Genomic DNA, 17838 nt, shown 5'->3' with positions numbered 1-17838 from the left:
ATGACAGACCCCGGCACGACGTGTCCCGTGGAGCGCGTCACTTCAGACGGTCGCGGACGCGGTCCCGCAGGGAGTCCATCGTGAAGCCGCGTGGGTCGACCTTGCCGGGCTGCCACTCCAGATGCCCGATCACCGACCCGGCGCCCCAGCCGTGGTGCCGGCAGACCGCCGCCGCGGCCTTCTCGATGGCCGCCAACTGGGTTTCGGGCCATGGGTCCTTGCCGTCGCCGAGGTTCTCGCACTCGAAGCCGTAGAAGTGCCGGTTCCCGTCGGTGTCGGCCGCGTTGTCCGGGGGGAGGCGCTTCTCGGCGATCACGGCCTTCAGTACGTCGCCGTCGCCCGACCCCGCGTGATTGGCGCGTCCGTAGCCGACCAGATGGACCGTGCCGTCCTTGGCGATCACGCCGTGGCACAGCGGCCCCGGCAGCGCGTCGTGGCCGTCCCTGCACAGCCGCACCGTGGCGTCCGTGCCCCGGGTGACGGTGTGATGGATGACCACGCCGTGTACGGGCCCCCAGGGGCCCTGGTGGTCGCGGTTGTGGGTGCGCCAGTCGCCGACCTCGACGACGGTCAGCCCTTCACTCTTCAGGGCGTCGAGGAACAGGGCCGCGGACATGGGTGGGGCCATGGGGGGACTCCTTGCGTTTTGGTGTGCGGAGTTCGGTGTGCGGTGCACTGCGTCCGGATGTGACGAACGTGCGCGTGTAGTTCCCCGTTCTGAGTGATCCAGTCCCACTCATATGTGTAATGGCGGATGCACGCCACGTGATGGAACCATTCTTCTCGCAGGTCAGCACATGATCGAAGGGGAGACTTCATGTCGGTTGGTAACGAGGTTCTCGCAGCGCAGCCGCCGTCCCAGCAGAGTCTGGGAACGGCCGCCGCCCGGAACCTGGCGACCACCACCAAATCGGTACCGCAGATGCAGGAGATCACCTCACGGTGGCTGCTGCGGATGCTGCCCTGGGTGCAGGTTCAGGGCGGTACGTACCGGGTGAACCGCAGGCTCAGCTACGCGGTCGGCGACGGACGCGTGACGTTCGTGCAGACGGGGGACCGCGTCGCGGTCATCCCCGCCGAGCTCGGCGAGCTGCCGGCGCTGCGCGCGTACGGCGATGACGGCGTGCTGTCCGAGCTGGCGCGCCGCTGCGAGCAGCGGGAGTTCGCGGCGGGCCAGGTCATGGTGGCCTCCGGCGACGCGGCGGACGAGGTCTTTCTGCTGGCGCACGGCCGGGTCGAGAAGGTCGGCTCGGGTCCCTACGGGGACGACGCCGTGCTCGAAGTGCTCGCCGACGGGGCGTACTTCGGCGACCAGGCCCTGGTGGACGGGGAGGCCACCTGGGAGTACACCGCGAGGGCGGCGACGGCCTGCACCGTGCTGGTGCTGAGCCGGCGGGACGTACGCAACCTCGCGGAGCGCGAGGACTCGCTGCGCCACCATCTGGCGGCGGTGGCGTCCGTACCGCACCAGCGCACCAACAAGTACGGCGAGGCCGAGATCGATCTCTCCGCCGGCCATGTCGGCGAGAGCGTCGTGCCGCATACGTTCGTGGACTACGACGCGGCCCCGCGCGAGTACGAACTGAGCGTCGCGCAGACCGTACTGAAGGTGCACAGCCGGGTCGCCGACCTCTACAACCAGCCCATGAACCAGACCGAGCAGCAGTTGCGGCTCACGGTCGAGGCTCTGCGCGAGCGCCAGGAGCACGAGCTGATCAACAACCGCGAGTTCGGTCTGCTCAACAACTGCGACTACGGGCAGCGGCTCCAGCCGCACGACGGCGGACCGAGCCCGGACGACATGGACGAACTGCTCTCCCGCCGCCGCGGCTCGAAGATGTTCCTCGCGCATCCGCGAGCAATCGCCGCGTTCGGGCGCGAGTGCAACAAGCGGGGGCTCGTTCCGGCCAGTGTGGAGGTGGCGGGCCATCATGTGCCCGCCTGGCGCGGGGTGCCGATCTTCCCGTCCAACAAGATCCCGATCTCGGACGCCCGGACGACCTCGATCATCTGTATGCGTACGGGCGAGGCCGAGCAGGGTGTCATCGGCCTCCAGCAGAGCGGGATCCCGGACGAGATCGAGCCGAGCCTGTCGGTCCGCTTCATGGGCATCGACGAGCAGGCGATCATCTCGTACCTGGTCACGGCCTACTACTCGGCCGCCATTCTGGTGCCGGACGCCGTCGGTGTGCTGGAGAACGTGGAAGTGGGCCGCTGGGGGTGAGGTGACCGGCCCGGACGGGGCCGGCCGTGCTCTCCGTACGGCCGGCCCCCCCGGGCACCCGGGCACCGGCAGCCGGTGTCAGGCCCTGGTCCCCACCGCATGCCCCATGTCACACGACGACACAGGCCGCATGCCTCATGCCGCAGAGGAAGTGACCGTGACCACGACCAGCACGGATGCCGCCACCGAGGGCCACGAGGCCGTGGCACTCCTGGAGCGCACCCGCACCACTGTCCATCCCGAACTCCGCACCACCGTCGAGTCGTTGCCCGATTCCCTGCGCCGGGTCGCGATGTACCACTTCGGCTGGGAGCACGCCGACGGCACCCCGGCCTCGGGCCGGGCGGGCAAGGCGATCAGACCCGCGCTCGTCCTCGCCGCGGCGCGGTCGCTCGGCGGGGATCCGCACCACGCCGTACGGGCCGCCGTCGCCGTCGAGCTGGCGCACAACTTCACGCTGCTCCACGACGATGTGATCGACGAGGACCCGACCCGGCGGCATCGCGCCACCGCCTGGACGGTCTTCGGCACCCCCGACGCCATCATCGCGGGCGACGCCATGATGGCCCTCGCGCTCCGGCTGCTCGCCGAGGACCGGCACCCGGCGTCGGCCGCCGCCTCGGCCAGGCTCGCGGCCTGTGTCATCGAGCTGTGCGCGGGCCAGCAGGCGGACTGCGCCTTCGAGCAGCGCGATCCGCACGAGGTCTCGCTGGACGAGTGCGTCGCCATGGCGACGGCCAAGACCGGTGCCCTGCTGGGCACTTCCTGCGCGCTCGGCGCGCTGTACGCGGGCGCGGGGGAGGAGCAGGTCGCCGCGCTGGACGCCTTCGGGAGGGAGGCGGGGCTCGCCTTCCAGCTGATCGACGACCTGATCGGGATCTGGGGCGACCCCGACCGTACGGGCAAACCGGCCGGCGCGGATCTGGCCGCCCACAAGAAGTCCCTGCCGGTGGTCGCGGCCCTGGCCTCGGGCACCCCGGCGGCCGAGGAGCTGGCCGAGCTGTACCGGGGGCCGATGGACGCCGGAGCGGTGGCGCGCGCGGCAGCGGCCGTCGAACGGGCGGGCGGGCGCGACTGGGCGCAGTTCCAGGCGGCCGAGCGGATGTCCCGGGCCGTGCACGAACTGTCCCGGGCGGTCCCCGATCTGTCGGCGGCGGACGAACTGCTGGCCCTGGCGGAGTTCGTGACGCGCCGTACCCGCTGAGGCGGGCGAGGACCCGCTGAGGCGGGCGTACGGCCCTTCTTTGCCCAACTCTAGGATCACTTCGTCGTATTGACGTGACGGTCGTGATCCGGAGGAGGGCCAGAAGATGGGTGCGGGGATAAGGCGGGCGGGGATCAGACGGGCGGGGGAGAGCGACCGGCCGGTCTTGGTACGGCTGCTCGAAGAGGCCTTCGACGACGACCCGGTGAGCTGCTGGGTCTTTCCCGACAAGGCCCACCGCCACCGGGTGCACGGTCTCTTCCTCGGGGTGTTCGCCGATGTCGCGCTCGCCGAGGGGTGGGTGGACATCCTGGAGGACGAGACGGCCATGGCGCTCTGGCTCCCGGTGCCGGCGGGCCTGCCGGACGAGGAGGACGACACCCCGGCCCGGATGCGGGCGATCGCCGATCCGGACAACGAGCGGGCCGAGCTGGTCGGCCGGCTGACGGGTGCGATCCATCCGCACGACCGCGCGCACGCGTATCTGCTGATGATCGCGGTCTCCCCGGAGCACCAGGGCCGGGGACTGGGCCGGGCGCTGATCGAACCCGTGCTGGAGCGCTGCGACCGCGAGGGGCTTCCGGCCTATCTGGAGGCGAGCAGCGAGCGGAGCCGGCGGCTGTACGAACGGCTCGGGTTCAGCTTCATGGGCAGCACGGTCGACCTCCCGGACGGGCCGCATATGTGGCCCATGTGGCGGGAACCGCGGGGCGGCTGAGGAGGGCACGGGGAAATCCGCTTGCGTAACCACTACACCCAAAGCACTATGAGTGCAGTGGTCAAGCGGGTCGAGCGATCCTTCGGCGCGCCGGCCCATTCCTGTCGTCCAGAGGCCCGGAGGATCCGGTTTGCGCAAGCTCACGTACTACATCGCGGTATCGATCGACGGCTTCATCGGCGACCCTTCGGGCGACGCGACGGCCTTCCTGCCCTTCGTGGACGACGAGTTCTTCGCGTTCCTGAAGGCGGAGTACCCGGAGACCCTGCCCACCCATGGCCGCCGGCCCTTCGGTATCGACGATCTGGAGAACCGTCACTTCGACACCGTAATCCAGGGCAGGGCCAGTTACGACCTTGCCCTGGAGAACGGGGTCACCAGCCCGTACGCGCATCTGCGGCAGTACGTGGTGTCGCGCAGCATCAAGGAGAGCCCGGATCCGGCGGTCGAGATCGTCTCCGGGGACGTGGCCGCGAAGGTGCGCGAGCTGAAGGCCGAGGAGGGCGGGCTGGGGATCTATCTCTGCGGCGGCGCCGATCTCGCCGGGCAGTTGACCGAGGAGATCGACGAGCTGATCATCAAGACGTATCCGCTGGTCCTCGGCTCGGGGATGCCGATGTTCGCGACGGATTTCGCCCTCAGCGAGTTCACCTTGGAGTCCGTCAGGACGTTCGGGAACGGTGTGCTCGTGAGGAAGTATGACCGGAAGCCGTGACCCGTGCTGCGACGGAAGATCCGCTACCGCTACAGTCCGCGCCATGACAGCGGAGTCGACGGATTCATGGGCGGGTTGGTACCGGGACCGCCTGGGCGCGGAAGCGATCACCCTGAGCGCGGGTGGACAGCACGTACGTACTCACATCAGGGGAGTTGAGTACGAAGGGGCGGATTTCGCCGTCCTGGAAGCGGTGGGGGCGGGCGGGCTGCTGACGTCCTGCGTCATGGAATGGGACATACCGCTGCCCGTGAGCTCGGCCGGCGCGGTCCAGCAGGCCACGCTCAGCTGTCTGCTGACGCTCGGTGAGCGGGCGGCCGAGGGGCCGGTCGGCCGGGCGGAGCTGAGCCTGACACTGCACTGCGGCGGGGCGGCCTACGCGTCGGGGATCGCCGGGGGCGGCTTCGAGGAGGCGCTCGGCCGGATCCGGCGCCAGCTGCCGGACGGTACGGAACTGGGCGACCGGCCGCTGGTGGGAGCGTCCTGACGGACTGAGCCCCGGGACTGGGCTGTTCCAGTCGAGGACCTGTTCCAGGGCGTGTTTCGAAAGTAGCGCCGGCCGCCCGGAGGGCGGGGCCCGCGGCGTCCGGTGCGTGCGATCGCAAGGCGGAGGATCGGCGTTGTGGATGGCCCGGCCGTACTTGGGCGACTCCGACAACGCGGCGAGTGTGCGTGCCGGGCGTCGCGGGCCAGGCGGGACTTTCGAAACACGCCCTAGTCAGGGACCGGGGCGTCGTCGTGGAGGACGAACTCCTCCGCGATGTCCGCCGGTTGGAATCCGGCCACCATCAGGCCGTCGAGCAGCGCGTCCAGCCGGGCGCGCGCCGCCGGTCTGCCGACACCACGGGCGCGCTGTGTCACGGAGCGCTCCTGGACCCCGCGGGACAGCACCCGGCGCGCGGCGCGCGAGACATGCGCGCTGTGCCGTTCGGCGACCGCGGCCAGGCGCTGGGTGTCGTACGGGATCGGCAGGCGAAGCGTGACGTGGTGCTCGAAGTGGCAGTACGTGGGCAGCGTCGCGGCCTCGGCGTCGGTCTGCGGCACGCCCTCGTTCCAGGGCGCCGCCACCAGCTTCGTACGTACGACGGGGAATCCGGCCTCCGCGAGGCGCTCCGCACACCGCTCGGCGGCCCGGCGTTGCTCGTCCAGTGTGCCTGTGCCGGACAGGGTGAGCGTCGGCCGGGACGGGGTTCGGCCGCGGTCCAGGACGACGTGGGTGACCGTGAGGCCCTGGGCGGCGGCCCAGTCGTGGAGACACGCGACCCGGTCCGGGCGGTCGGCCCGTACGGTCAGGAGTGTCTCGAAATCGCCCTCGATGGTCGGGCCGAGTTCGCGGGCGGTAGGGCGTCGGGGCGACGCGCCGGTCTCCGTACTGAAGTCCACCGAGAGACGTTACCAAGGGGGACACGCGAAGGGGCGCCCCTTGGTGGGTTCGGGGCGCCCCCAGTCACGCGAGGGAGGTCGGGCGGATGGTCTCCGTGGGGGAGGTCAGGAGACCTTGGCCAGCGCGGCGGCGAGGCCGTTCGCCCACAGGGTGTTGACCCGGGAGCGCTCAGCCGCGTTCGGCTGGGCGTTCTGGCAGGAGGTGCCGGGGCCGCCACCGGACATCAGCTCGCTGCACGGGCCCGAGTAGTGGTCGGGGAGGCCGAGGACGTGCCCGGTCTCGTGGGCGGTGACGCGCGTGGAGTTGTACTGCTGGTTCTGCGCGTAGTCCAGGAAGATGTAGCCGCGGCCGTGACCGTCGGTGCTCGCGTACGAGCCGCGCGAGTCATTGCCCTCGTAGTACGTGAAGTCCGCGTTGCTGCCCGCCTGGAGCTTCACATTGGAGACGGCGCTGTTCCATATCGAGGTGGAGCTGGCTATCTGGCCGGCGAACGTGGGCGCGTTCGACGCGTTGTAGACCACGGTGACGGCCTGGGCGCCGGGGTTCGCGGCACGCTTCTCGGCGACCGACTTCAGTACGGCATCGAAGAACGCCTTGTTGCCCGCGGCCTCCGCCTTCGAGCCCTCGTAGGCGGCGTACGAGGAGGTGGCGGCCTCGCCGGCGGGGGCCGGGGCGGCGGTGGCGGTGGGCGCGACACCGAGCGTCGCGAAGGCGAGACCGATACCGGCGATGGCGGAAATGGCGGTCTTGGGGTGTCTCATGTGGGGGGCTCCTGCTCATCTGTTGAACGGGTTGGGTACCGCAGAGTCTCGGGGAGTCCGCCCTTGTGCGGATGATGTCAAAGAGCGATAACACGAGCGCATCACCCTGGCCGCATATCGTCGAATGCGCCGCCAATTAAAGGGATTTGGACATCTGGTGTGGCCCGGGGAGGCCGCTCTACTCTCTGGGCATGGAGCTGGAGGTGAGACATCTGCGTGCCTTGTGTGCCATAGCCGACGCCGGCAGTCTGCACAAGGCGGCGCGACAGCTGGGGATGAGCCAGCCCTCCCTGACCACTCAATTGCGGCGTATCGAGAACGCGTTGGGCGCGGAGCTGTTCTCCCGGGAACGTACCGGCTGCCGGCCCACCCCGCTGGGCCGCTCGGTACTGAGCCGGGCCCGCCCGCTCGTCTCCGGCATGGCCGCGCTGGTCACCGAGGCGCGGGCGGCGGCCGGCCTGGCCGACGGGCCGAGGCTGCGGATCGGCTCCACCGCGAGCCGCGCGCTGGTGGGATGGCTGCGCCGGCTCAGAAACCGGCTGCCCGGTACGGATATCTCGCTCCATATGGACGTCTCCGCCAACGCGTTGCTGCGGATGCTCGCCGCGGGTCAGCTCGACGTCGCGTTCGTACACGAGGTGGAGGGCTGCCCGCTGCTCGTTCCCGAGGGGCTGGAGCGGCGCGTACTGGTGGAACGGGAACCGCAGTTCATCTCCATGGCCCGGGACCATCCGGCGGCCTGCAGCCCGGTCGTGGAACTCGCGGATCTCGCCGAGGACCGCTGGATGGTCGATCCCACGGTGGACGGTGAATGGGACGGGCTGCTCCGGGTATTGGGCGCGGCCGGGCTCAACCCGCCGGTGCTGCACGGGGATTACCTCACGGCGGCCTCACTGATCGCGGTCGGCGAGGCGGTCGCGCCCTGCCAGCCGACGTCGGGCCCGCGCGACGACATGGCGATCCGGCCGCTACGGGACGATCCGCTGGCGGTGCGGCTGCTGCTGTTCTCGCGGCCGGGCGCGGTGGGAGCGGGCGGCCGCGATGAGGTGTTCGCGGACCTGGAGGCGTCGTACCGGGAGGCGGCGCTGCGCGCGGTCGACTACCGCCGATGGCTCACCGCCCACAAGAGCCCACTGCTGCACGCGCCGGCGGCCTGAGAGCCGTTGCGCCGCTACGTGGGGGAGTGCAGCCGGAAAACCGGTTGATCATGCCGGGTCCGGCTGAGTAGGAAGGAGCCCGTGCCCGTATCCGACGGGCCCCCGAGGAGTGACAATGGCTCACCGCATGACCGTGCCCGGTCTGTTCCCGCCGCCCGACTACGCGCACACCGCGATCGTCGAAACGGACCGGCGCCTCGCCTTCCTCGCCGGCTCCGTACCGCTCGACGCCGACGGCACACTCGTCGGCCCCGGCGATCCCGTGGCCCAGACAGGGCAGGTTCTCGCCAATCTGGAGACCGCCCTGCGCGCGATCGGCTGCGGCCTGTCCGACGTCGTGGCGACCACGGTGTACGTGGCCGCGACGACCCCGGCCGATCTCAGCCGCGTCTGGGAGGTGGTCCGCAAAAGCGGCCTCACCCTGGCCCCGCACACCTCCACCCTGCTCGGGGTCACCTGCCTCGGCTACACGGGACAACTGGTGGAGATCACGGCGGTGGCCGAGGTCCCTGACACCCCGCTGGTCCCCTGACACCCCGCTCCGCACCCGCGCGGAGCGAACGGAAGCCGTTGTCAGTCCCCTCTGAGATGCTGCCCCGTATCGGCGCGGTGCGCGGTGCACGGACAGTAGGAGGAGCCGATGGGCTTTACGGACGAGATCTGGCACGTCGTCTCACGCCACGACGAACAGCCGGTGGGCGACATCACCATCGAAGACGCGGACTTCCCCTGGCTCAGCGGCCACTTCACCCCGGGCCCCGGATTCCCCGCGGTGAAGCCCGTGTTCGACCGCGAACTGGCCCTCCTGGACCGAGTGAACGAAGAGCCCGACGCCTGGGAGGCGGCGTACGACGACGTCGTACGAGCGGTCGCCCTGGTGTCCCCGGACGGCCCGGTACCGGAATTCCTCCTGCACATCCAGAACGACCAAGCCTGGTTCCGCTGGAGCGACACCCCGTTCCCCAACGCTTGAGCCCCAGGAACCGTGGTCGGGGCATGCTGGGATTCGGCCTTCTCCTGCGTGCCCGTGCGGGCCATCGCCGGCGCGGGCGCCGCGAGCCGGTTCTGTCGCGGCGCTGAGGACGGCGACCACGCGGTCGGCGACCTGGACGGCACCGAGTCGATGCTCGGCTTTGTCCTCGACTCCCCGCCCGAGCGTATGTCGGCGGGCACGTGCGCCGGCTCACCGCTCTCGGCCGGGAGCTGAGCGGGCCGCAGTACGGTGGAGCCGCGCAGGCCGCACACCTACGCGAACGGCTTCAGCGCACGGCCGTCCTCGCGGCCTCACCCGCCACCCGACCACCGGAGCTGACGACGTGACCGAACTGTCCGCCGCACACGATGCCGCCGTCACCGACCGGGCCCGCCTCGCTGGAAGCGCGTACAACAGCGACCGGCACCTGGCCGCCCGTCAGTCGCTCTACCAGTGGCAGACGCCTCGCTACGACCTGCCCGGCCTCGTCGCCGAGCAACTGAGCGGCGTGCACGGGCGGGTCGTCGATGTCGGCTGCGGCAACGGCAAGTTCATCCAGCGGCTCCGCCAGGACCGGCCCGACCTGGCCCTGCTCGGCCTGGACATCGCCCCCGGCATCCTCGCCGGCGTACCCGGCCCGGTCGCCGTGGCGGAAGCCACCCGCCTGCCGCTGGTCACGGAGGGCGTCGACGCCGCTTTGGCGCTGCACATGCTCTACCACGTTCCTGACATCCCACGGACGGTACGGGAGTTGTCCCGCGTCGTTGCCCGCGACGGGCTGGTGATCGCTTCCACCAACAGCGACCGGGACAAGGCCGCACTGGACGACTTGTGGCAGCGGGCCGCGGGCGACGTGCTCGGCACCGGACGCGGCCCTGCCCGCATCTCGCTCAGTGCCCGCTTCTCCCTGGAGAAGGCCCCGGCCTTCCTGGGCGAGGAGTTCGGCCGCGTGGAGACGATCGAACTGCCCGGCACCATCACGGTCCACGATCCCGAGCCGGTCATCGCGTACATGGCCTCCTACCGGGCATGGGCGGACCAGCACGACGTGCCGTTCGACGCCACGATCGAGCGGGCCCGCACGATCCTCGTCGATCACATCGCCCGGCACAGGGCCTTCGAGGTCACGTGCCTGGGCGGCATCCTCGTCTGCCGTCGCTAGAAGGCGGAGTGGAACTGCGCGACCGCACCCGGTCCCGCAGGGGCTCCGGGTATGGAGTCCTGGGGACCGGGTGCGGAAGCACAACGCTGCGTGTGATGTAACCGCAGGTCAAGCGGCATGATCGGCGATCAGGCCTTCTTCGTCTCCCAGAAGATCTTGTCGATCTGGGCGATGTAGTCCAGGGCCTTCTGGCCCGTGGCCGGGTCCTTCGAGCCCTTCGCGGTCGACAGCGCCTTCAGGGTGTCGTTGACCAGCTGGTGCAGCTCCGGGTACTTCTCGAAGTGCGGGGGCTTGAAGTAGTCGCTCCAGAGCACCGAGACATGGTGCTTCGCGAGCTCGGCGCGCTGCTCCTTGATGACTGTCGCGCGCGCCTGGAAGTGGGCGTCGTCGTTGCCCTGCATCTTCTCCTGGACGGCCTTGACCGACTCGGCCTCGATGCGGGCCTGGGCCGGGTCGTACACGCCGCAGGGGAGGTCGCAGTGGGCGCTGACCTTCACCTTGGGGGCAAACAGGCGGGAAAGCATGGAGCTGTCCTTCCTCGTGATCGTCTTCTCAGGTGGGACATTACTCCGTGAGAAGCCTGTTTTCGCGGGTGCCCCCTGGGGCTTAGGACAAAAGTCCGGGGTCAGTATGGGACGGGCGGCGGAACGTACCGTGGGACCGGGAGGTGCCGAATGGCGGAGCACGGGCGGGAGTCGAAGGTGTCGTTGGGGATCGCTGAAGTGATGGGTCCGTCCATGTATCCGACGCTCAGGCACGGCGATCAGCTCCTCGTGCACTATCGCGCTCCCCTCAAGCCGGGCGATGTGGCGGTGCTGAAACATCCGCTGCAACAGGACTTGCTCATCGTGAAGCGGCTGGTGGAGCGGCGCGACGGTGGGTGGTGGGTGCTCGGGGACAATCCGGGGGCCGAGGGGGACAGCCGGGTGTTCGGCACGGTGCCCGAGGAACTGCTGCTGGGGCGCGTGCGGGCGCGGTACCGGCCGCTGGGGGATCAGCGGTCGGCGCGCGCCGTGCTGTCCTGGCTGGTGTCGGCGCTGCGGCCGGTGCTGGCCGAGCGCTCGGTCTCCAGGCGTTTGCGGGCCCGGTAGGCGGCGACGTTGGCGCGGGTCGCGCAGCGGTCCGAGCAGTAGCGGCGCGAGCGGTTGGTCGACGTGTCCAGATAGGCGTTGCGGCAGGGCGGCGCCTGGCACAGGCCGAGCCGGTCGACGCCGTATTCCGTGAGGTGGAACGCGAGCCCCATCGCCGCCGTCGCCGCGAACCCCGCGGTCGCGTTGGAGGGGTGGTCCGCGAGATGCATGTGCCAGCGCGGATGGCCCTCGTCGTCCAGGAAGTCATGGCCGGAGATCTGCGGGCTGACCGGGAATTCGAGCAGCAGTGAGTTGAGCAGGTCCACCGCCTGGGTGGCCTCGCCCTCGTCGGCGGCGGTGAAGACCGCGCGCAGCCGGGCCCGTACCGACCGGAAGCGGGTGACGTCCGCGTCGGTGGCGCGGCGGGCCGCCTGGGAGCTGGGGCCGAAGAGGGCGCGGACGGCCTCGACCGAGGTCAGGGTGTCCGTACCGCGGGCCGGTTCCTCGGTGTTGACCAGTCGTACGGCGGAGTCCGAGTAAGAGGCCAGTTCCACTTGTAGTCCTTACGGAAGCGGTCTAAGGTCTGGAGGGTAATCGGTGTAATGGCTGGTTGTGCTTCTAGGGTATTACAGAGGAGGGTTTCCATGACGGAGACGGGAACCACGGATACGGGCGTCACGAGTACGGGGACCGGCGAGCCGACAGGGACCGGCGAGCCGGCGGCGACCGACTGGCGCGGCTGGCAGGAGAGCTGGGACCGCCAGCAGGAGTGGTACATGCCCGACCGCGAGGAGCGCTTCCGGGTCATGCTGGACATGGTCGAGGCCGCGGTGGGCCCCGAACCGCGCGTGCTCGACCTCGCCTGCGGTACGGGAAGTATCACGGACAGGCTGCTCCGCCGGTTCCCCGGAGCGACCAGCACCGGCGTCGACCTCGACCCCGCGCTCCTCGCCATCGCCCGCGGCTACTTCGCCGGGGACGAGCGCGTCAGCTTCGTGACCGCCGACCTGAAGGACCCGGGCTGGACGGCGCTCCTGCCGGGCGCCTCGTACGACGCCGTACTGACCGCGACCGCCCTCCACTGGCTGCGCGCCGAACCGCTCGCGGCGCTGTACGGGCAGCTCGGGGGCCTGGTCAGGGACGGCGGCGTCTTCATGAACGCCGACCATATGACGGACGGCTCCACGCCCAGGATCAACGCGATCGAGCGCGCCCACCGGCACGCCGGAATGGACCGCGCCAGGGCCGCGGGCGCCCTCGACTGGGCGGACTGGTGGGAGCTCGCCGGCCGGGATCCGGTCCTCGCGGGACCGACCGCCGAGCGCTTCAGGATCTACGGCGAACACGCGGAAGGCGATACTCCATCCGTGGACTGGCACGCGCGGAAGCTGCGTGAGGCGGGCTTCGACGAGGTACGGGCGGTCTGGTCCTCCCCGTCCGACTCTCTCGTCCTCGCGCTCAAATAGGCGGCACCGAGGCGGCACCGAGGCCGGCATACGGGTGAGGGGCGGTACGGACGGGTGACGTCCGTACCGCCCCTCCCCGTCCTACAGCACCTTCGACAGGAACGACTTCGTCCGGTCGTGCTGAGGGTTCGTCAGCACATCGCGCGGATGGCCCGATTCGACGACCACACCATCGTCCATGAAGACCAGCGCGTCACCGACCTCGCGCGCGAAGCCCATCTCATGGGTGACCACGATCATCGTCATACCGTCCTGCGCCAGATCGCGCATCACATCGAGCACATCGCCCACCAGCTCCGGGTCGAGCGCCGACGTGGGCTCGTCGAAGAGCATCAGCTTGGGCTCCATCGCCAGCGCGCGGGCGATCGCCACCCGCTGCTGCTGGCCGCCCGAGAGCTGCGACGGATAGCTGCCGGCCTTGTCGGAGAGCCCGACCCGGTCCAGCAGCCGCTCGGCGCGGGCGCGGGCCACGGCCTTCGCCTCGCCGCGCACCTGGATCGGCGCCTCCATGATGTTCTCGACCGCCGTCATGTGCGGAAAGAGATTGAAGCGCTGGAAGACCATGCCGATGTCCCGGCGCTTCCTGGCGACCTCGCTGTCCTTCAGCTCGTACAGCTTGTCGCCCTTCTGGCGGTAGCCGACCAGCTCGCCGTCGACCGACAGCCGGCCCGCGTTGATCTTCTCCAGGTGGTTGATGCACCGCAGGAAGGTCGACTTGCCGGAACCGGACGGGCCGATCAGACAGAAGACCTCGCGCGGGGCGACCTCCAGATCGATGCCCTTGAGGATATGGGCGGCGCCGAAGGACTTGTGTACGCCCTCGGCCTTCACCATCTGGGTCATGCCATGCCTCCCTTGGGCCGGCCGAGGGACAGCAAGTTGACGCGGACGCGCTGGAACGGGGTCATCGGCAGGCTGCGGCTCGACCCGCGCGCGTAGTGGCGCTCCAGGTAGTACTGGCCGACGCTGAGCACCGACGTCAGGATCATGTACCAGACCGCCGCCAGGAACAGCATCTCCACCGTGGCGCCCGAGGTCTGCGCCACGTTCTGGGTCGCGCGCAGCAGCTCGGTGTACTGCACCGCCACCGCCAGCGACGAGGTCTTCAGCATGTTGATGACCTCGTTGCCCGTGGGCGGCACGATCACCCGCATCGCCTGGGGCACGACGATCCGGCGCAGCGTCTTGGCGTGGCTCATGCCCAGCGCGTGCGCCGCCTCGGTCTGGCCCTCGTCGACCGCCTGGAGGCCCGCCCGGCAGATCTCCGCCATGTACGCCGCCTCATTGAGCCCGAGGCCCAGCAGCGCGCACAGGAACGGGGTCATGAACGAGGACCACTCGTCCTTGTAGACGGGCCCGAGGTTGATGTACTCGAAGACGATGCCCAGGTTGAACCAGACCAGCAGCTGTACGTAGACGGGCGTGCCGCGGAAGAACCAGATGTAGAACCACGCGATGGCGGACGTCACCGGGTTCTTGGAGAGCCGCATCACCGCCAGGATGATGCCGAGCACCACTCCGAGGAGCATCGCGAGCACCGTGATGATCACGGTGTTCTTGACGCCGGTCAGGATCTGGCCGTCGAAGAAGTAGTCGGGGATGGCGCCCCAGTTCACGTCCCCCTGCGCGAACGCGTACACGAGCGCGACCAGCACGCCGATCGCGACGACCGCGGACACGTACCGCCCGTAGTGCCGCACCGGAATCGCCTTGATGGATTCCGGTGCGGTGGACGACGCGTCCCGTGGGCCTTCCTTGGGGTCGTCCGACTTGTCGATGTCAACCGTCACGGATGTTGCCTATGCCTTTCAGAGCCTTCGGAGCGGGCGCGGAATCAGGAGCCGCCGTTGAGCTTGGCTTCCTTGACCGCGCCGTCCTCGACGCCCCACTTGGCGATGACCTTGTCGTACTCGCCGTTCTTGATGATCGCCTCCAGCGCGGACTGGAGCGCCTTCGTCAGCGGGTTGTTCTTGGCGACGGCGATACCGTACGGAGCGGCCTCGACCTGCTCACCGACCAGCTGGAAGTCATTGCCGCCGCCCGAGGTCTTCACCGCGTACGCCGCGACCGGGAAGTCACTGGAGCCCGCGTCCGCGCCGCCGCCGCGCAGCCGGGTCTGCGCCTCCAGGTCGTTGTCGAAGGCCTCCAGCGTGATCTTGCCCTTGCCGGCCTTCGTGCACTTCTCGCTCTCGGACTTGGCCAGATCGTGCGAGACGGTGCCGCGCTGGACGACCATCTTCTTGCCGCAGAGGTCGGACCAGGTGGTGATCCCCTTGTCGTCGCCCTTCTTGGTGTAGATCGAGACACCGGCGGTGAAGTAGTCGACGAAGTCGACGCCCTCGCCGACCTTCTTGCCGGTGTCGCCGTCCACACCGTTCTGCCGGTCCTTGGTGTCCGTCATGGCCGACATGGCGATGTCGTACCGCTTCGACCGCAGACCGGTCAGCAGGGTGTCGAAGGTGCCGTTCTCGAACTCGAACTTCACACCGAGCTGCTTACCGAGCGCGTCGGCGAGATCCGGGTCGATGCCGACGGTCTTGCCGGACTTGTCCTTGAACTCCACCGGCGGGTACGCGATGTCCGAGCCGACCTTGATGACGCCCTTGTCCTGGATCGCCTTCGGCAGCTCGTCGAAGAGCGGGGCGGTGGAGGAACCGCTGTCCTTCTTGGCGCTCTCGGTCTGGTCGCCACAGGCGGTCAGCAGCAGGGTGCCCGCGACCGCGAGCGCGCCGACCGCGGCGATCCTGGACTTCGCGACGGTCGTCCGGCGGGTGGTGCTTGCGGTCATGATCAGGATCCTCCGGCGGATGAGGGAGCTGCCAAGTGGCCGAGCACGCGTCTTCGAGTGTCGCGACCGAGTGTGATTAGGGCATCTTGCCATTCGGACTGGCCCATTCAGGGGACCCGGCATGTCAAAATCGGGTAACGGGAGACCCCCTAACCCCGGCATGGCGGTACATCAAGACCGGACCATCTGCTGGAATATCTTCTTCCGGCCGGATAATCTCCGGTCCGTTTCCTTTCCAGAACGTGATTCATGCCGCTTACCGGAAGTGTCCGAATATTCGGCTATGAGTCATCTCACCGGGGAGATATGGACTCGTGAACGATGCGGTCCGTCCGGTAAGAAGGACGATTACACCCCTCATCCGGGGCCCAGGGCGCGTGTGCGGCGCGCCCGCGCGTACGTACCGCCTTTCCGGGCCGAGCGGACCAACCGCCGGCGCGGATCGCGCACGCGGTGCCCACCCACCCCTCCTCAACCAGGAGCGGCAACCCTCAACTGATGAAGACTTAAGGGGTCATCCACATGGCAGCGGAGATTGTCAATCCTCGCAGCGACAGCGCCACCGACAATCAGGCCGGTACGGAGAGTGCTCCGGACGAGCCCTTCGATCCGGCCTTCGCGCTGCACCGCGGCGGCAAGATGGCCATCGTGGCCACCGTCCCGGTGCGTGACAAGGACGATCTGTCCCTCGCGTACACCCCCGGCGTCGCGAAGGTGTGCAGCGCGATCGCCGAGCGGCCCGAGCTGGTGCACGACTACACCTGGAAGTCGCAGGTCGTCGCCGTCGTGACGGACGGTACGGCGGTGCTCGGACTCGGCGACATCGGGCCGGAGGCCTCGCTCCCCGTGATGGAGGGCAAGGCGATCCTGTTCAAGCAGTTCGGCGGGGTCGACGCGGTGCCGCTGGCGCTCGCGACCACCGACACGGACGAGATCATCGACACCGTCGTGCGGCTCGCGCCGTCCTTCGGCGGCGTCAACCTGGAAGACATCTCGGCGCCGCGCTGCTTCGAGATCGAGCGCAGGCTCCAGGAACGGCTGGACATCCCCGTCTTCCACGACGACCAGCACGGCACGGCCGTCGTGACGCTCGCCGCCCTGCGCAACGCGGCGAAACTGACGAAGCGTGAGCTCGGCGACTTGCGCGCCGTCATCTCGGGCGCGGGGGCGGCGGGGGTCGCCATCGCCAAGTTCCTGCTGGAGGCGGGCATCGGCGATGTCGCCGTCGCCGACCGCAAGGGCGTCGTCAGCCGCGACCGCGACGACCTCACCGACGTCAAGCGCGAGCTGGCCGAGATCACCAACCGCGCCGGGCTCTCCGGCACGCTGGAGTCCGCGCTCGCCGGCGCGGACGTCTTCATCGGCGTCTCCGGCGGTACGGTCCCGGAGCCGGCGGTCGCGTCGATGGCGCCGGACGCGTTCGTCTTTGCGATGGCCAACCCGAACCCGGAGGTCCACCCCGACATCGCGCACCAGTACGCGTCCGTCGTGGCCACCGGGCGCTCCGACTACCCGAACCAGATCAACAACGTGCTGGCCTTCCCGGGGATTTTCGCGGGCGCGCTCCAGGTCCGGGCGTCGCGGATCACGGAGGGCATGAAGATCGCGGCGGCCAACGCGTTGGCCGACGTTGTCGGCGAGGAGCTGGCGGCGGATTACGTGATTCCGTCGCCGTTCGACGAGCGGGTGGCCCCGGCGGTGACGGCGGCGGTGGCGGCGGCGGCGCGATCGGAGGGCGTGGCGCGGCGGTAGCCTCCCGGCGGGGGTGTTGACCGGGGTGCGTTTCGGCGGGGGCCGGTGGTCGGGGTGCGGTGCGCTTTACGGCGCGCAGCTGGCCTGACGATGGGTTCGGGCGGTCACGCGCCACAAATCACGCTTTAGTGTCCCGGACACGACCCCTGCGCGCCCCCCTTCACTGCCCGCACAGGCGGCGCGGCCGTGCGCGGGGCGGGCGGGGGAGGCGGCGGCACCCTCCCGTACCCGGCCCACTGACCGTCGCCGCAGCGGCGAGAAGGGGGGGCCACCGGGTCGCACTCCCTCACCTCCCACCGGAGCGGCGGGTTGACGGGACCCACCGGGCGGAACCCACCCCTGACCTCCAGCTGGGCGGAGGCTGGGGGGGACCGCCGGGGGGAGGGGGTCGGGGTCGGAGGAGGTGCGTGTCCGGACGTAAAGCGTCGCAGCTCGCGCGAAGCGCGGTGAGGAAAGCAGTCCGG

The 17838-nt window shown here is 69.7% G+C and carries 21 protein-coding genes; 13 read left to right on the top strand and 8 right to left on the bottom strand.

Going from position 1 to position 17838, the window contains the following annotated elements:
* Positions 1-37 precede the first annotated feature (37 nt).
* Positions 38-628 (bottom strand): N-acetylmuramoyl-L-alanine amidase, encoded by a 591-nt coding sequence (locus tag IF11_RS0118810; RefSeq protein WP_030352794.1) that lies wholly within the window; start codon positions 626-628, stop codon positions 38-40.
* A gap of 189 nt (positions 629-817) precedes the next feature.
* Here IF11_RS0118810 and IF11_RS0118805 point away from each other — a divergent pair, with 189 nt between their 5' ends.
* From IF11_RS0118805 to IF11_RS0118785, 5 genes are all read left to right on the top strand, one after another.
* Positions 818-2224 (top strand): family 2B encapsulin nanocompartment shell protein, encoded by a 1407-nt coding sequence (locus IF11_RS0118805; protein ID WP_030352793.1) that lies wholly within the window; start codon positions 818-820, stop codon positions 2222-2224.
* A 130-nt stretch (positions 2225-2354) separates the two neighbouring features.
* A complete protein-coding gene (locus tag IF11_RS0118800; protein WP_206300584.1) occupies positions 2355-3428 on the top strand; it encodes a family 2 encapsulin nanocompartment cargo protein polyprenyl transferase in 1074 nt (357 codons plus the stop codon).
* A 106-nt stretch (positions 3429-3534) separates the two neighbouring features.
* Entirely contained in the window at positions 3535-4146 is a 612-nt protein-coding gene (locus IF11_RS0118795) for a GNAT family N-acetyltransferase (RefSeq protein WP_030352791.1), read from the top strand.
* Between the two features lie 130 nt (positions 4147-4276).
* Positions 4277-4861: a dihydrofolate reductase family protein gene (locus tag IF11_RS0118790; protein WP_030352790.1), complete on the top strand. Its 585-nt coding sequence runs from the start codon at positions 4277-4279 to the stop codon at positions 4859-4861.
* Positions 4862-4904: 43 nt separating this feature from the next.
* Complete coding sequence (locus tag IF11_RS0118785) at positions 4905-5348, top strand: DUF6304 family protein (protein ID WP_030352789.1); 444 nt, start codon at positions 4905-4907, stop codon at positions 5346-5348.
* Positions 5349-5575: 227 nt separating this feature from the next.
* Here the strand turns inward: IF11_RS0118785 and IF11_RS0118780 are convergent, their stop codons facing one another.
* Together IF11_RS0118780 and snpA are read right to left on the bottom strand one after the other, a co-directional pair.
* Complete coding sequence (locus IF11_RS0118780) at positions 5576-6244, bottom strand: hypothetical protein (protein ID WP_106979204.1); 669 nt, start codon at positions 6242-6244, stop codon at positions 5576-5578.
* Between the two features lie 105 nt (positions 6245-6349).
* Positions 6350-7006, bottom strand: a complete 657-nt coding sequence (gene snpA, locus IF11_RS0118775; RefSeq protein ID WP_030352787.1) for a snapalysin — start codon at positions 7004-7006, stop codon at positions 6350-6352.
* Between the two features lie 191 nt (positions 7007-7197).
* Here snpA and IF11_RS0118770 point away from each other — a divergent pair, with 191 nt between their 5' ends.
* The 5 genes from IF11_RS0118770 to IF11_RS0118750 all read left to right on the top strand — a co-directional run bounded on the left by IF11_RS0118770 (position 7198) and on the right by IF11_RS0118750 (position 10298).
* On the top strand, positions 7198-8163 hold the full coding sequence (locus tag IF11_RS0118770; RefSeq protein WP_078490769.1) for a LysR family transcriptional regulator: 966 nt from the start codon (positions 7198-7200) through the stop codon (positions 8161-8163).
* A 115-nt stretch (positions 8164-8278) separates the two neighbouring features.
* Positions 8279-8695, top strand: a complete 417-nt coding sequence (locus IF11_RS0118765; protein WP_030352785.1) for a RidA family protein — start codon at positions 8279-8281, stop codon at positions 8693-8695.
* A 108-nt stretch (positions 8696-8803) separates the two neighbouring features.
* On the top strand, positions 8804-9136 hold the full coding sequence (locus IF11_RS0118760; RefSeq protein WP_030352784.1) for a hypothetical protein: 333 nt from the start codon (positions 8804-8806) through the stop codon (positions 9134-9136).
* 54 nt (positions 9137-9190) lie between these two features.
* Positions 9191-9370, top strand: a complete 180-nt coding sequence (locus IF11_RS42140) for a hypothetical protein (RefSeq protein ID WP_240627539.1) — start codon at positions 9191-9193, stop codon at positions 9368-9370.
* A gap of 109 nt (positions 9371-9479) precedes the next feature.
* Complete coding sequence (locus IF11_RS0118750; protein ID WP_030352783.1) at positions 9480-10298, top strand: class I SAM-dependent methyltransferase; 819 nt, start codon at positions 9480-9482, stop codon at positions 10296-10298.
* Between the two features lie 128 nt (positions 10299-10426).
* On the opposite strand, the gene sodN is transcribed toward IF11_RS0118750, so the two are convergent.
* Positions 10427-10822, bottom strand: a complete 396-nt coding sequence (gene sodN, locus IF11_RS0118745) for a superoxide dismutase, Ni (protein WP_030352782.1) — start codon at positions 10820-10822, stop codon at positions 10427-10429.
* Positions 10823-10972: 150 nt separating this feature from the next.
* On the opposite strand from sodN, the gene sodX reads away from it, so the two are divergent.
* Entirely contained in the window at positions 10973-11389 is a 417-nt protein-coding gene (sodX, locus tag IF11_RS39010) for a nickel-type superoxide dismutase maturation protease (protein ID WP_078490768.1), read from the top strand.
* Here the strand turns inward: sodX and IF11_RS0118740 are convergent.
* Positions 11293-11922, bottom strand: a complete 630-nt coding sequence (locus tag IF11_RS0118740) for a CGNR zinc finger domain-containing protein (protein ID WP_030352781.1) — start codon at positions 11920-11922, stop codon at positions 11293-11295. The genes sodX and IF11_RS0118740 overlap by 97 nt on opposite strands.
* Positions 11923-12012: 90 nt before the next feature.
* Between IF11_RS0118740 and IF11_RS0118735 the strand changes: the two genes are divergently transcribed.
* A complete protein-coding gene (locus IF11_RS0118735; RefSeq protein WP_030352780.1) occupies positions 12013-12834 on the top strand; it encodes a class I SAM-dependent methyltransferase in 822 nt (273 codons plus the stop codon).
* A gap of 81 nt (positions 12835-12915) precedes the next feature.
* Here IF11_RS0118735 and IF11_RS0118730 read toward each other — a convergent pair whose 3' ends face one another.
* From IF11_RS0118730 to IF11_RS0118720, 3 genes are read right to left on the bottom strand one after another with little or no spacing between them, the layout of a single operon-like run.
* Positions 12916-13668, bottom strand: coding sequence for an amino acid ABC transporter ATP-binding protein (locus IF11_RS0118730; RefSeq protein ID WP_106979208.1), 753 nt, complete (start codon positions 13666-13668; stop codon positions 12916-12918).
* Between the two features lie 5 nt (positions 13669-13673).
* A complete protein-coding gene (locus tag IF11_RS0118725; RefSeq protein ID WP_030352778.1) occupies positions 13674-14624 on the bottom strand; it encodes an amino acid ABC transporter permease in 951 nt (316 codons plus the stop codon).
* 44 nt (positions 14625-14668) lie between these two features.
* The gene (locus IF11_RS0118720; protein WP_030352777.1) at positions 14669-15622 is read right to left on the bottom strand and encodes an ABC transporter substrate-binding protein; all 954 of its coding nucleotides are present in this window, start codon (positions 15620-15622) and stop codon (positions 14669-14671) included.
* Positions 15623-16144: 522 nt separating this feature from the next.
* On the opposite strand from IF11_RS0118720, the gene IF11_RS0118715 reads away from it, so the two are divergent.
* Positions 16145-17374 (top strand): NAD(P)-dependent malic enzyme, encoded by a 1230-nt coding sequence (locus IF11_RS0118715; RefSeq protein WP_030352776.1) that lies wholly within the window; start codon positions 16145-16147, stop codon positions 17372-17374.
* Positions 17375-17838: the final 464 nt, after the last annotated feature.

Source organism: Streptomyces scopuliridis RB72 (genome assembly GCF_000718095.1).
Lineage (GTDB): Bacteria > Actinomycetota > Actinomycetes > Streptomycetales > Streptomycetaceae > Streptomyces > Streptomyces scopuliridis.
The sequence above is the reverse complement of the archived record's forward strand: the minus strand, read 5'-3'. Positions and strand labels throughout refer to the sequence as shown.